General features: G+C 33.8%; 10 protein-coding genes. 1 reads left to right on the forward strand and 9 read right to left on the reverse strand.

The genetic code is table 11. The annotated features are described in order from the left end of the window. Nucleotides 1-78: 78 nt before the first annotated feature. The 7 genes from AC6CHR_RS13850 to AC6CHR_RS13880 all read right to left on the reverse strand — a co-directional run bounded on the left by AC6CHR_RS13850 (nt 79) and on the right by AC6CHR_RS13880 (nt 10,221). Nucleotides 79-1,416 carry a flippase gene (locus AC6CHR_RS13850; RefSeq protein ID WP_498249519.1) on the reverse strand — a complete coding sequence of 446 codons (1,338 nt, stop codon included), beginning with the start codon at nt 1,414-1,416 and terminating at the stop codon, nt 79-81. After that, nucleotides 1,409-2,668 (reverse strand): glycosyltransferase, encoded by a 1,260-nt coding sequence (locus tag AC6CHR_RS13855; protein ID WP_498249521.1) that lies wholly within the window; start codon nt 2,666-2,668, stop codon nt 1,409-1,411. The genes AC6CHR_RS13850 and AC6CHR_RS13855 overlap by 8 nt, the downstream gene beginning before the upstream one ends. A 61-nt stretch (nt 2,669-2,729) precedes the next feature. Beyond that, nucleotides 2,730-3,788 (reverse strand): glycosyltransferase family 4 protein, encoded by a 1,059-nt coding sequence (locus AC6CHR_RS13860; RefSeq protein ID WP_498249523.1) that lies wholly within the window; start codon nt 3,786-3,788, stop codon nt 2,730-2,732. A gap of 242 nt (nt 3,789-4,030) precedes the next feature. Beyond that, entirely contained in the window at nt 4,031-5,752 is a 1,722-nt protein-coding gene (locus tag AC6CHR_RS13865) for a cell wall-binding repeat-containing protein (RefSeq protein WP_498249525.1), read from the reverse strand. 68 nt (nt 5,753-5,820) lie between these two features. After that, nucleotides 5,821-7,320, reverse strand: a complete 1,500-nt coding sequence (locus AC6CHR_RS13870; RefSeq protein ID WP_498249527.1) for an N-acetylmuramoyl-L-alanine amidase — start codon at nt 7,318-7,320, stop codon at nt 5,821-5,823. 144 nt (nt 7,321-7,464) lie between these two features. Beyond that, nucleotides 7,465-9,645 (reverse strand): SpoIID/LytB domain-containing protein, encoded by a 2,181-nt coding sequence (locus tag AC6CHR_RS13875; RefSeq protein ID WP_498249529.1) that lies wholly within the window; start codon nt 9,643-9,645, stop codon nt 7,465-7,467. Between the two features lie 225 nt (nt 9,646-9,870). Then, nucleotides 9,871-10,221, reverse strand: coding sequence for a LytA/YqiH family protein (locus tag AC6CHR_RS13880; protein ID WP_498249531.1), 351 nt, complete (start codon nt 10,219-10,221; stop codon nt 9,871-9,873). A gap of 447 nt (nt 10,222-10,668) precedes the next feature. Here AC6CHR_RS13880 and AC6CHR_RS13885 point away from each other — a divergent pair, with 447 nt between their 5' ends. Beyond that, nucleotides 10,669-12,411, forward strand: a complete 1,743-nt coding sequence (locus AC6CHR_RS13885; protein WP_498249533.1) for a S8 family serine peptidase — start codon at nt 10,669-10,671, stop codon at nt 12,409-12,411. A 97-nt stretch (nt 12,412-12,508) separates the two neighbouring features. Here AC6CHR_RS13885 and AC6CHR_RS13890 read toward each other — a convergent pair whose 3' ends face one another. Further along, nucleotides 12,509-13,816 (reverse strand): UDP-glucose dehydrogenase family protein, encoded by a 1,308-nt coding sequence (locus AC6CHR_RS13890; protein ID WP_498249535.1) that lies wholly within the window; start codon nt 13,814-13,816, stop codon nt 12,509-12,511. Between the two features lie 22 nt (nt 13,817-13,838). After that, nucleotides 13,839-14,732, reverse strand: a complete 894-nt coding sequence (gene galU / locus AC6CHR_RS13895) for a UTP--glucose-1-phosphate uridylyltransferase GalU (protein WP_498249537.1) — start codon at nt 14,730-14,732, stop codon at nt 13,839-13,841. Nucleotides 14,733-15,111 lie beyond the last annotated feature (379 nt).

Raw genomic sequence — 15,111 nt, forward strand, 5'->3', positions numbered from 1 at the left:
TTACTTTTTTAAAATCACTTCAATTTAGTTTCCATAATCGTTTTCTTAAATCTACTATAAATCGGTGATTATTTGATCTTAACCTTTTTTCAGTCTCTTAAATAGTGTGTTCTGAACAATATTCTTAAAAAGCTGAAAATCACCTTTTGTAAAAACGAGAAAATCCTTATAGGATATTTTTGTCACATGCGAAAAAATAATAACTTTTATTAGGAAACTAACTGTATAAGAAATGGTTGTAGCTAAAGCCGCTCCATAAATTCCTAACTTTGGAATTAAGTATATATTGAGTAACACATTGAAAATGACATTAAAAATTGAGACGTACATGTTGATCTCTGGCTTCCCCCTAGCAGCAAGGTCATTAGATAGAATTTTTTCAACAGCTAATGCAGCTAAACCAACTAACATTATTTTCAAAACCTTTGAACTTTCACTAAAGGATTCATCAAATAGAAGGAAAAGATAATCCGATATAAAGTATACAGCAGTTGATAATAAGATAATAAAGATAACAATCGTTCTTGAAACTAAAGAAGTGATCCGATTTCGACTATCCTCATCATTTAATGACGCGATCCTTGGTAGTAACACACTTGAAATAGCTTGTGAGAAAATAGACAGTTTTTCACCTATGTTCACTGCTGCTGAGTAGAGGCCAACTGCACCTGTGTTTAGAAAAAAACCGATCATAAAAATATCAAGACGATAATTTAGAAACGTCATCATATTACTAATATGTGCTTTTAATCCATATTTTATTGATTTCCTTAGAAATGGAAAAGAGTATTCCTTTATATTTAAGGAAACATTATATACTTTATAAAGATAATATAAAGCATAAGATACTGAGAAGACATACCCTAAAATAAATCCGAAAACAGCCCCAAGTATGTCAAGTCTGAATACAACAACAAACAGAACTACGAAAATTACAGTTACAGTCTGTTGAATCAACAAAATCGTATTAAATTTTTTGAAGTCTTGAAGCCCTTGAAAAATAGTTTGTAGAAAAGTCATTAACAACATAAAAGGGAGCGCAAGCAGACTTAGGATAATTAATAGTGGGTCTATTGATTGAAATTTGGTATTAGCAAGTATGATTATACTTATTCCACCAATTATTATACTAATAACTGCAAGAAAAAGGGCAGAAAAGACATTTGTATTAAATGCTGTGTTTAGATCTACCTCTTCCCTGCTAACAAAATAAATTGTTGATGAATTTAGTCCGAGATTTAAAAATGTTAGTAGCATTAATGGTAAATAGGTTATCAGTGTGTATTCCCCATAGCCATCTGTACCTAAATATCGGGTTAAGATAACTAAAAGGATTAGTCCAATAACTATACTTCCTAACTGCCTAGAAAACGTAATAATACTATTAGATATAAAGCTATTTTTACTTTTACTCATCAGAATCACCTAGTCTGAGGAGGGAAGAAGCAAACTCCTTATAGTTTTTCTCCGCATTATAGTGTTTATTCCACGTTCTAAACGATTCCTTACTTTTAAATAGTTTCTCTCTAAGAGTTAGAGCTGCAAATTCATCAATTTTTTCTGCTAAATCCTTAGGAGAAATCTCCTTTGGAATAAGAAATCCATTTTGATTATTTACCAACTCAGAGGTTCCACCAACATCTGTCGCTATTACAGGTATTGAAAAGCTAAATGCCTCCATAATGGTAACTGGTATACCTTCACTTTCTGAAACATTAATGAAGAGATCAAATGATTGATCACTGTATAATTTTAATACATCTTTATTTGACATGTTTCCAATTAAGTCAACATGTATATGTTCAGGTAGGTTTTCTAGGGCCTTTTCAATGTCTTTGCGTTGTTCCCCATCTCCTACATGTGTCCAATAAACCTGATGCTTACACATTTTTAGTGCATCAACAAGTAAAGGTATTCTTTTGACAGGTTTCAAATATGAACATGAAACAATATGTATTTCTTGGTCATGAAAGGTTTTATTACTTCCTAGATTCACTCCTATAGTACCAAGACGGCTTATATCTAATTTCCCCTCAAGGTTTTCACCCTTAGACAATAAGGTTTTATATCCATTCTCCGATATCGATAAAACCTTATCTAAACTTAAGATCATTTCTTTTTGTAACGGAAGATAATTAGAGCTATGTCTCTCTTCATATATATCTCCGCCATGAGCACGTGAAATTGCTATTATCTCTTCTTTTCCTTTCAACATTGAAAGAGCAAGAGCTGAAGGTGTTAACCAATACGAATAATAATAAAGTTCATTCTCTTCAGTATTGTACTGGTTCTGAATTATTTTCAAGTCCGGGAGTAGGGATAATGCTATTGAGACCCAATTTATCAGTATTAATGGAGCCTTGATATTCTTTTTTAGCGCTCTCCTTAAGTCCTTTATAATCCATTTCAATCCGAGTGGATTAATTAATGTTTGTAAGGCATTTGAGATATGACCAGTATTTTCTTTATTATTTTCCTTTTCCCATACTTTGATATTCGACTTAACTAGCCTTTCTTTAGGTATGGTTGGTGAATAATTACTGTTAATAGGTAGTATCAATATTTCATCAAACATTTGATGGATCATTTCTAGTTCGTTAAAAATAAATTCCTCTCCAGGAGGATAGGGATAACGATTTGTCATAAGTACTAGAACCTTTTTTTTCATTCCTTTTCACCACATATTCATCTGTATTGAAAAAAAGCTGTAGGTACTCCTACAGCATTTCTTATTGTTTTCCAAAAACACGTTTATAAAACTTAATAAATGGTTTATATCGTTCATTTACTAAACCAATAACTTCTGCAATAACCTGTGAAATGATCAGTAATCCTAAAACGATAAGTATTGTAACAAACATTGTAGAAGTATTCACGATCAATGCTGCAACACTAAATAAAATCCCAAGTGCATAAATAATTAATACTGTTGTTCGATGTGAATAACCCATTACTAACAAACGATGATGAAGATGTGATTTATCAGGTGCTGAGATAGGCTTTTTATTTGCAAGCCTCCTAATAATAGCAAATAATGTATCAAAAATAGGCACGCCCAAAATAATGATAGGTATAATAAAACTAAAAAGTGTAACACTTTTATATAGTCCTAATAAAGATAGAATTGATATACTATACCCTAAGAATAGGGCTCCCGTGTCTCCCATAAAAATTTTAGCAGGGTGGAAATTAAAGAATAAAAATCCTACTGTACTCGAAAAAATGATAATCGCTAATGTCAGAATTAATACCTTATCATTCATACCAGCCATTATTGCAATTGTTCCAATGCTTATTGCAGAGATTCCACTTGCAAGACCATCAAGTCCATCTATCAAATTTATCGCATTCGTTATTCCTACAATCCAAAAGATTGTTACAGGTATTGACCAATACCCTAAATCAAATTTGTCGACCAGTGGTATAGTTAGAAATTCTACCGTAAGCCCAGAATTAACAATTATTCCTGCCACAATTAACTGTCCTAAAAATTTACTTTTTGCTGATAACTGATATTTATCGTCTAATATCCCAATTATAATAATGAGGATACCCCCAATTGATATTGAGACAATTTTTTCATCATGTAATCCAGCAACAAAAAAGCCAACGACAACACCTATAAAAATGGCTAATCCACCCAACCTAGGCATAACTTTACTATGAACCTTTCTATTGTTTGGATTATCAACTGCACCGATTTTGACTGCTAATTTTATTACGAAAGGTGTTAATAACAATACAGTCAGAAATGATGCTATTCCAGCAAATACTAATTGATTAACCATCATAAAGTCTCCTTTAATTAATTCGGACTTATTCGATTAAAATTTTAACACATATCTATTTTTAATCAATGGATGTTTTTTGACAATGAGTAAAGTGCACTATATATTTATTATTTTAACCTATTTCCTCTTGTTTTCATGTCAAATTTCCAAATCCCGGTTTTTACCTTCAAAGGAGATAAATACACTACAGTTTTATTCTGGATCATCACATACTATAGATAAGTACTGAAAATTGAATTTCAGTAATGTGCTTGGACGTACGGATGTTTCAATAGGGATTCAAATTGACTAGATACTGAGTGATATCCTGTAGCATAAAACCCATTTTTCGGATCGTACTTCTTGTAAATGTTAACAGCTTGAATTAGGTTGTCCTCTTCAGATTTACTGTTAAGCAAAATCATAAACTCATTTGCAATATTTCGCCCTAAGACTCTGTCTGTAAATACAGATAAGAAATACATTGTTTTATTTGAGCTGATTTCACCATTCGATTCCATTTGACTTAATGCCCTACCTATTTTTGCATGTGGAAGATGACCATCAATTGGAGACATTGTCCTAAACTCTGCATCTGGGAAGCTCTGCACATACTTTCTAATAATGGCTTGAAGATTTTCTTCGGTAAATTCTTTTTCCGGAATTGCCTCTGATATAATTTGTTCTCTTGGAACTCCTAATGCTTTTCCTGCTTTATAAAAATCTTCTACCCTTATATCACCAAAAGTAGCAACATCTATATAGCCATGCATAAAATGTTCCTTCTCAGGGTCATGTATGGTACCATGTAGCCAACAAATGACCGTCGAACCAACCTTACTAGCTTTTGCTGATTCCTCATCATATGCACCGTTCACTATATCTCTTGCACCCGAATCGTCACCTCTTGAAAATAAGATTAAATAGACCTCCCTACCCTCAGTAAGTTGATTGCGAATATCAATCCCATATGTTAAGACTTCATCATCGGCATGGGGAACAAGATAGATAATTGGTGAATTTGATTTTTTATGGTATTGAATGGATAGCATTAAGTTATCTGAAACTGATGCAGTTCCACCTAATACAGTAAATTTCTCAATCAAGTATTGTTTATATATCCCTTGTATTTCCTTTGGTATAGAAGTTGAGTTTGTTAATAGCATCGGTGCTCCATCCTTTGCAGCCAAAACGGAACCTGTTAATGCATCAGCAAAAGTGAGACCTGTAGCAATGTAAGCTTTATTTACTGGCATTTTTAATTGTCTTACAACATTTGCTGAAACTTCATAGCGATTTTTTCCACCAATTCTAATTGGATTTGCTAATTGATTATATACATCTTTACTAACACTTCCTTCACCACCTACAACAATGAATGATTCCATTTTAGTGACAACTTCCTTAATGGAAGATGGAATAGATCTCTGCCTTGTCAATAATATTGGTATTTGATTCATGGCAGCATAAGGGGCGATTGATAAAGCATCAGGAAAATTTAATCCAAGGGCTACTATACCTTTTTCTTTATTACCAATTTCTTTGGCAATATTTGCTGAAACCTCAAAACGGTCTTTTCCTCCTATGCGCCTTACCTGAATACCCATTTCTTTTAGTTCTGATAGCACGGTATCATTAATACTTCCTACTCCTCCAACTAAAACAACTTCTTTTGCATGAAGTCTAACTATCTCCTTTTTCGTTACTAGAGTTAGTTTATTTGAATGTGTTAATAAAATTGGAGAGTTGTATTTAAATGCAAGAGGCGAGGCAGAAAGCGCATCAGCAAACGCATTATAATTTGCTAGAAATATCGTTTGAGAGTTCGGCCATTTCTTTGATATATTCACAGCTACTTCAAATCTATCTTTCCCTGATATTCTTTCTGATGATGCTTCATCTGCAGAAACCGAATTATTATTCGTTAAAATAATAATAAAAATGGTTGAAAATAATAAAAATATTTTAAATACGTGATTCATTTATCAATTAATTCCCCTCTATATAAAACAAGTAACAAGTAGTTATTACCTACCTGTTACTCTGACATTTATCTTCTCTCGTAAAAGTTAACTATTCCATTATAAATAGCTTGAGATACTTTTTCTCTGAAATTTGGATCTTTTAGTTTGGCAGCATCAGATGAATTTGATATAAAAGCGACTTCTACCAGAACACTTGGCATAGGAGTGTTTTTTATAACATAGAATCCAGCTTCTTTTACTCCACGGTCATTGGTTCCCAATTTTGCTATTAATTGGCTTTGAATATCCTGAGCAAGTTCCTTACTTTCTGGGCCTGAATATTGCGCATTCCAATACGTTTCAGTTCCATTAGGTGCAGAGCTTGAGAATGAATTTATGTGAATACTAACAAATGCATCTGCACCTTCATTTTTTGCATTTGCTACTCGATCCTTTAATTCAACATATGTGTCAGTTGTTCTCGGTAAAATTGGTTCTCCACCAGCATTATCAATTTTACTACTAACTCTCTTTGTAATATCTAATACAATATCTTTCTCTTTTATTCCATTGCCAACAGCGCCAGGATCTGTTCCTCCATGACCGGCATCTACGACAATTTTAAGTCCTGCAAGAGGACCTGAGAGTTTTGATGCAACCCTTTGTTGAACTGAGCCTAATCCACCTAAAATGGTAAAGGAGTCATATCCCTTGTCTCTTATAAGAGAGTTAATTGGATCTGGTATACGATCTGTTCTAGTCAATAACATTGGTGCATTTTCCTTTGCAGCTAAGACCGAACCTGTTAAGGCATCTGCAAATGTTAAACCTGTTGCAATATACGCTTTCTGTGAAGTATAAGGCATTTTCTTGGCTATATTTGCAGCAACCTCATAACGATCACTACCACCTATTCTCCATGCTCCAGGTAATTGATTCATTACAATATTACCGATACTTCCTTCTCCACCAATTACAATAGATTCACTTACCTTTCTAGAAGACAAGGCATTTTTTGTTTCTTGTGGTAGTTTTGTCTTATCTGTAAGGAGTATTGGTATTCCATTTCTAGCAGCGAAAGGGGCAATTGATAAGGAATCTGCAAACGTTAAACTATATGTTACAATTGCCTTTGAATTAGGTTTAATATAAGATGCAATTTTACTAGCAACTTCATAGCGGTCTTTTCCTGCTATTCTATCAACTTGTGAAACTCCCAGATTACGAATCTCTTTAAGAACAGATTCTTTGATACTACCTGTTCCACCGACAACAATTACACGTTTAGGGTCGAGTTCCTTTATTCTGTTTCTTGTTGGATCGGTTAGATGATCTTCTCGACTAAGCAAAATAGGTGCATTATACTGGTATGCAAGTGGAGCAGAAGCTAATGCATCTGCATATGCATTTGAATTAGCAATTACAATTGTTTCAGCATTGGAGAATCCTTTCTTAGATATATTGACAGCAACCTCAAAACGATCACTACCATCAAGTCTATCTGTTTGTCCAGAAGCATAAGTCTTTTGTCCTATAAGACTAAAAACTATAAGTAAAGTCATCATGGCGATTAATATTTTTCGCAAATTTCGTACCTCCAAAAGTATCTTTTCGACAAATATATCAAACTTTCTTACCAAAACCTAGATATTTTCAAAAATTTATTTAAATATAGGTATATCGTCTGTACTATTACGCAAAATAAAAAGAGGTCTAAGGACCCCTTTTTATTAATAATTTACTAGTTGTGTTCCCGGATAGTAAAATGACAATATCTCTATATAGTTTTGACCTTCTTTAGCTCTGTTATTTGCTCCATATTGACTTAAGCCAACTCCGTGACCAAAACCACTACCACTTATTTTAATTTGATCAGTTGTATCCACATAAGTAACATTATGGACTAGTGTACTTTTCAAAGAAGTAGTACCTAGTAAACTTCTAATCTCTTCCATAGAGACTGATATAGTTCGGCTAAATTTCTTCAATTCTCCACTTTCAACTATAAAACCTTTACTTGGGCTATTGATATTAGCTAGGTCTCTCATATAATAGTCTACATTTATCGATCCTCTTAAACTTCGTCCGCTAGAATTCTTAGCAGGGTCTATTTTCACTTCATTAACTGATGAGATTTTTATATCAGTATTTGGATGGACATTTGTTTTTAGCCATTTTTTAATTCCGTTTAATTTACTTGCTTCTGTTTCGTCCTTAACCCACCACCAATTAGCAGGATGAGAAAGGTCAAGTGCTTCTAGCTGTGTTTTTTTAATCGAATAATCCCAAATATAATTATTATCGAATTTATCTTCCTTTGCTTGTAAGTAAGAAACTTGTGTAGAGTTCCAAGCATTAGCGTTAGACTCTGTATATCCACCGTTACTAGCTGAGAAGACAGCAGATATTAATTTTCCATTTGATTTAAGAACCTTCCCTTTCGTCTCGTCAACTGCACGATTTGAATTGGAATGCCAATTGTAGCCACCATACACTTGATAAGCTTGAGTATCTAAAACAGATTTCCCTAAATCATCAATTGAATATGTTCTCGCAGCAACTGTTTGCGCCTTTAAAGCCTCTATATTCCAGCTTGCTGGCATTTCCATTGGAACAACACCTTTTAGGTAATCTTCAAATGGTATATCCCTATTTATTGGTCTCACATTTACATTACTTTCAATGATAAACTCCATTTTACCTAGATACTTTACATTACTATTAATAGTAATTGTATTGCTTGAGTTATAGGCTGAAGGGACAAGTGTAAAACTTGAGCTCCCAAAGTCCTTAATTTTTTCATTCCCTTTGTAGAGGTTGATTCTACCATCTAAAACTTTCACCACATAGTTTGTACCTGACGTCAAATTCACCTCATTAGGCAAACTGTTTACGACTTTTTCACTAACTGATGCCGGACCACCTAGAATAGTAAAAGTTGATGTTCCTTTATCATTAATCACATTCGCAATCTGATCGGGTAAACGATCTGGTCTTGTTAGCAATAACGGCGAGTTCTGTTTAGCCGCAAGAACGGAACCTGTTAATGCATCAGCAAATGTTAAACCAGTTGAAATAAATGCTGAACTTGCTGGTAAATTAAGCTTTCGGATCACATTTGCAGATACTTCATATCTGTCCTTTCCACCAATTCTAGATGAACCAGCCAGTTGATTATAGACAGTTGGACTGACGCTAGCTTCTCCACCAACAACCAGAACACTTTGTTTTCCTTTTAAAGCAGCCTTAGTATAATCCGGAAGTTCATTACTTTTTGTTAAGATAATTGGAATTCCTTTTATCGCTGCATAAGGAGCGATCGATAAAGAGTCAGCAAATGCTAGCCCATTAGCTATAATAGCGTTGGTTGGATTCCCAACTTTCTCTGAAATTAATTGTGAAACTTCATATCGATCTTGCCCACCAATTCTTCCGACAGTTGTTATAAAAGACCTGAGCTCATTTTCAACACTTGTTGATACGCTACCTGTACCTCCAATAATAATGACTTCACTAGCACCTAATTCCTTTATTTTCGTCTTAGTTTCAGCGGTAAGCCTTTCTGATCTTGTGAGTAATATTGGAGCATCATATTTATATGCTAACGGTGTTGCGGCTAATGCATCAGCAAAAGCTAAATTATTTACAACAATAACTGTTTTAGATTTACCCCAACCACTTGAAGCAACGTTATTTGCAACCTCAAAGCGATTATCACCTGACAATCTAACGTTACTATTAGCTAATTTATAATTACCTGTTGTCTTAAAATTCACCTGTGATGTATTTCCAATATAGTTAGCTAACTTTACAGAGATTGATGATGATGCTTTTGCTGAATTACTAAAGAATGGTGATATAATTAGGATAGTACAAATTAACACAATTGTGACTAATGACCTATTTCTCATTCATTACAAACCTCCATAATATTATTAATCTCGTACTTTAAGTCTATTAAACCTATTTAAATCTAACAAAAAATAGGTTACTAGTAAATGGTTTTTGCAGAAATTGTTGATAAATGGAAGATATTTTTATTGGATTGGTATATTATTCAGTTTATTAGTGGATATTAAAATAGTTTTTCTCAAATTAAAAAGGTTTGGCTAGATAGCCAAACCTTCTTGTTGTTACTAATTTAATTTTTCCATACTTTTTATTTGAAGACGTCCTTCATCATTTTCAAAATACTCTACTTTTACTTCTGATCCTTCATCTAAAGTAGTTAGTAAATCACTTTGCTCATCATCAGGAATAAAGAATGCTTTTACACCTGATTCAGTATCAATTTCAATTGTACGACCGTCTATTTCACCTATATAAGCGCCACTCGCAACTTGGAATTTATCATCCGTTGATTCTGTTTCAACCTCTGTTTCTTCTACTGTTTTTGTTTCCACTCCCTTAGACTCAGTTGTATCATCCTGGGTACCACAAGCAGTTAGAACTAAAAACAAAGAACATACGGCAACAAATTTATTCATATTCATCTCCCTTTCTTATCTTTGATATTGTTTAATTACTTTTCCAAATAGAAACTTTTACGTGTAAAGATCATTTACAAGAAACCACAATCTTTGCGAAAAATACCTTCTGTTTATTAAGATAACATAAATTTTTTAACTTAACATGTAAAATTAACTACTACTTTTAACTCTATCTATATATAATGAAATGATATCTGACTATACTAAACTATAATTATTGTACCGAAAGGATGAACTACCATAAAAAAGATTATTATTCTATTAATTGTACTCTGTTTTTTTCCAACTCATAGTACCTTTACATTCGCATCTAACACTACTACAACTAATTTTCTAGTTTTATTTAATGATAGTATTAATTCAGAGGTAATTGAAAGATTCAATGGTGAAGTTTTAGAGAAATTTGAAAGTATTTCCGCAGCTAAAGTAAGATTACCAAAGGAATTGATTCCTTCCTTACTTAAAGAACCAACTGTTTACTCAGTTGAAAAGGAACAAAAAATTGAATCCCTTGATCAAAGAATAAGTTGGGGAACCCAGAAGATATTACCACCCCACAATACCCCTTTAAATTATTCCGGTAACAATATTAAAATAGCGGTTGTTGATACTGGAATTTCCTCTCATCCTGACCTGGCTATAGCAGGCGGTAAATCATTCGTATCATATACAACGTCCTATAAAGATGACAATGGGCACGGAACTCATATAGCAGGAATCATCGCAGCAAAAGACAATAATTATGGGACAGTAGGCATTGCACCTGATTCATTCCTTTATGGCGTCAAGGTGTTAGATCAAAATGGTGACGGATATCTTTCAGATCTAGCGGCTGGAGTAGATTGGGCTATTAATTCAAATGTAAATATTATCAATTTAAGTCTAGGTTCTATTGATCATTCGAATGTACTACAAGCAATGCTGAAGAGAGCGGAATCGAAGGGAATCATTGTTGTAGCTGCAGTGGGAAACACTGGTGAACCGAACGGTTTAGGTAACACGATAAATTATCCTGCCAAATATCCTTCTGTCATTGGGGTTGGTTCGGTAAATGAAATGTTAACAAGATCAAGCTTTTCAGCTACAGGAGATGAGATTGAAATAGTAGCTCCAGGAGAAAACATATATAGTACCATTCCTACTAACAGTTACGTTAAAAAGAATGGGACATCAATGGCTGCAGGTTTTGTCTCAGGTACAATGGCACTATTAAAAGAAGCATATCCAACGCTCGAATCGAGCAAATTACGTCAGCTTCTTACTTCTCAAGCTTTAGATCTTGGAACAAAGGGGAGAGACCCCCTTTATGGATTTGGACTTGTCCAAGCTCCAAACTTACCTGAACGTATAGATGGTAATGATCGATTTGACGTTGCAGTTAACGTTTCAAAAGAAACATGGATATCAGCTGATACAGTCTTTATTTCGAACTACTTAGCATTTGCTGACGCACTCTCTGCCTCTCCCCTTGCTTTTAAATATAATTCACCTATATTGTTAACGCAGAAAGAAGAAATTAACAATCGCACACTTAATGAGATAAAGCGGTTAGACGCAAAAAAAGTTGTGATAATTGGTGGAGAAGGGAGTGTATCAAAACAAGTAGAGATACAATTACAAAAAGAAGGAATTCAAATTAGACGGATAGGTGGTAAAGATAGGTTTGAGGTTTCAGGTAAGATTGCTATGGAATTAAATAATTGGGAAAAGGTTATTGTTGCAAATGGTTTAGTATTTGCTGACGCACTTGCAATAGCACCCTATGCATCTCTAAATGGATACCCTATTCTCTTAGTTAAAAACAATAAAATTCCTAATGTTATTCATCAACTGCTACAAACTCACTCCATTAATAACTCTGAAATAATTGGAGGAGAAGGGAGTGTAGGTTCAAATCTGTCATCACAACTTCCTAATGCTACTAGAATTGGTGGAAAAGACAGATATGAAGTAGCAGCAAATATTTATCGAACACATTTCACTGACCAAACTCACCTTTATATTGCAACAGGATTATCGTTTGCAGATGCACTAACAGGTTCAATCCTGATAGCAAAAAGTAAAGGTGCTTTATTGTTAACTAGACCAGACTCTTTACCAGATTCAACTAAATTATATATAAAGAATAACCCTTATACGATTTTAGGCGGCAATGCTTCAGTAAATAATGATATATTTTTAAAATGATTAAATAAGGTAATACAAAGCACCACAAGAATCGTTTCTTACTGTAAGTTACGATTCTTGTGGTGCTTTTATAAAAGTTAGATGTTTAGTTAGGAGATCAACGAGTAGTTTCTCTTCCAACTGAAGCATATGTAATGCCTAGACGGGACATTTCATTTAACGAGTAACAATTTCTTCCATCTATGACTTGCGGATGACTCATTAGCTCCTTATATTGCATTGGTGGGTAATTAACAATTTGCTCCCATTCTGTTGCAATAATCACTAATTCTGTTTTCATAATTGCCTGATCAATAGATTCATAATAACTAACAGTATCATTCAATACCTTTTTCGCATTATTTAATGCTACTGGATCATAAATATTTATTTGTGCCCCTTCGTTCACTAGTTCTTTAATTAAAACTAAAGAGGCTGCCTCTCTAATATCATCTGTGTTTGATTTAAATGCTACACCAAGTATTGCAACACGTTTTCCTTGAAAGGAACCAACTAATTCCTTTGCTTTCCTTAAAAGTAATAAAGGTTGTTTATTATTTACCTCAATGACTGCCTCTAATAATTGAAAACGATGCTTAACATCACCAGCAAGTTGTACAAGGGCCTTTGTATCCTTTGGAAAACAAGAACCACCATAACCAATTCCCGCTTGGAGAAATTTCGAACCAATTCGTTGGTCCATTCCAATCCCTCTTGAAACATCTTCTATGTTCGCCCCAACCTTTTCACATATGTTTGCTATCTCATTAATGAAACTTATTTTTGTCGCTAAGAAAGCATTTGATGCGTATTTTATCATTTCCGCACTTTCCACATCAGTATGAACAATAGGAATATGGAAGGGCTCATACATCTTTTCTATCTTTCTAGCGGCTTCCTTCTGTTCACTACCAATGATTATTCTATCACCATTAAAGGTATCATAAATTGCTGATCCCTCTCGTAAAAATTCTGGATTGGACACAATATCTATATTAATTGAGCGTTGATAATTTCCTTCTATCCACTGCTTGATCTTTTTATTCGTGCCAACAGGGACTGTGCTTTTCGTCACCACTATGACATTATCTCTCGATAAGAAAGCAGAAATATCCCTTGAAACTCTTTCTACATATGACAAATTTGCTGATCCGTCTATCTTTTCAGGTGTACCGACCGCTATGACGATAACTTCAGGATGCCCAAAAGCAATCATCGCTTCTGAAGTAAACGTAAGTCTTCCCTCATTTTGATTACCAATCATTAGTTCCTCTAAATCAGGTTCATATATAGGTAACCTTCCAGCCGTTAAGGCTTTTATTTTTTCCTTATCAATATCAAAACAAATAACTTTGTGCCCAATTTCTGCTAATGAAACTCCAGTTACCAATCCAACGTATCCTGTTCCAGCTATAGTAATATCCAAGCTTTTCCCTCCCGAAAAATACCTAATACCCTATACGTTCTTGCTTTGAAATGGTAGATTCTAAATAAGTGAGTAATTCATCTCTTAAATCTTCTCTCTGCAACGAAAAATCTATTGTTGCTTTTAAATACCCTAACTTATCACCTACATCATAGCGCCTTCCAGAAAAGTGGTAAGCTAAAACTCTCTCTTTTTGGGAAATTATTTTTAATGCATCAGTTAGCTGAATTTCGCCACCTGAGCCTGGTTTTAGATTTGCTAATATTTCAAAAATAGTAGGCGTCAAAATATAACGGCCCATAATTGCACTATTTGAAGGTGCTAATTCTAGACTTGGTTTCTCCATCATGGTATCCACATGATAGACACCTCTTGCCAATTCTTTCTTATCATAACTTACAATTCCATACTTCGATACATCTTTATCGCATACTCTTTGCACACCTACCACTGTACTATTATGCTCATAGAATACATCAATTAACTGTTTTAAGCATGGCTTTGTATCCGATTGAACAATGTCATCACCTAGCATGACAGCAAACGGTTCGTCATTGATAAAGCGACGTGCACAGTAAATGGCATGTCCAAGGCCTTTAGGTTCCTTTTGCCTTATATAATGAATATTTGCTAATTCTGATATTCGCTTCACATCTTCTAACACGTCCCATTTTTCTTTGTGAGCCAGCGTTTCCTCAAGCTCATACGATTTATCAAAGTGGTCCTCTATTGCCCTCTTACCACGACCACTAACTATAAGGATATCTTCTATTCCAGAAGCCACTGCTTCTTCTATTATGTATTGAATTGTTGGCTTATCAACTATAGGAAGCATTTCTTTAGGCTGAGCCTTGGTTGCAGGTAGAAACCTCGTCCCTAAACCTGCTGCGGGAATTATTGCTTTCTTTATTTGCATAGGATCCACCTCATCAAAATTAATATATAGTAAAACAAATATTAGGATTATTAATCAGAGAAAAAGTATAGTTACTTATAGCTTTATTCAAGTTGTTTTATTTATATGATCAAAGGTGCTATTTAAGAGAAATATTCTCTATAAATTAGGGAATTTTAAAAAGGGTTTCGACCATTATGTTAAAAATTTAAAAAAGATATGATTCTTTTGCTCCTGAACTCACTCCTGTTAATAAATAGGATCACCATACTATTCGTGATCATATTTTATAACCCTTTTTATATAAAGTACTTTTAACAAGAATATTTCCCTTTATTGAAATCTTTATTAACTAATATAGAGAATTTATATTTTTTTAGAAATATAAAACTTCTTATAA

Source organism: Metabacillus sp. GQ13 (genome assembly GCF_059758525.1).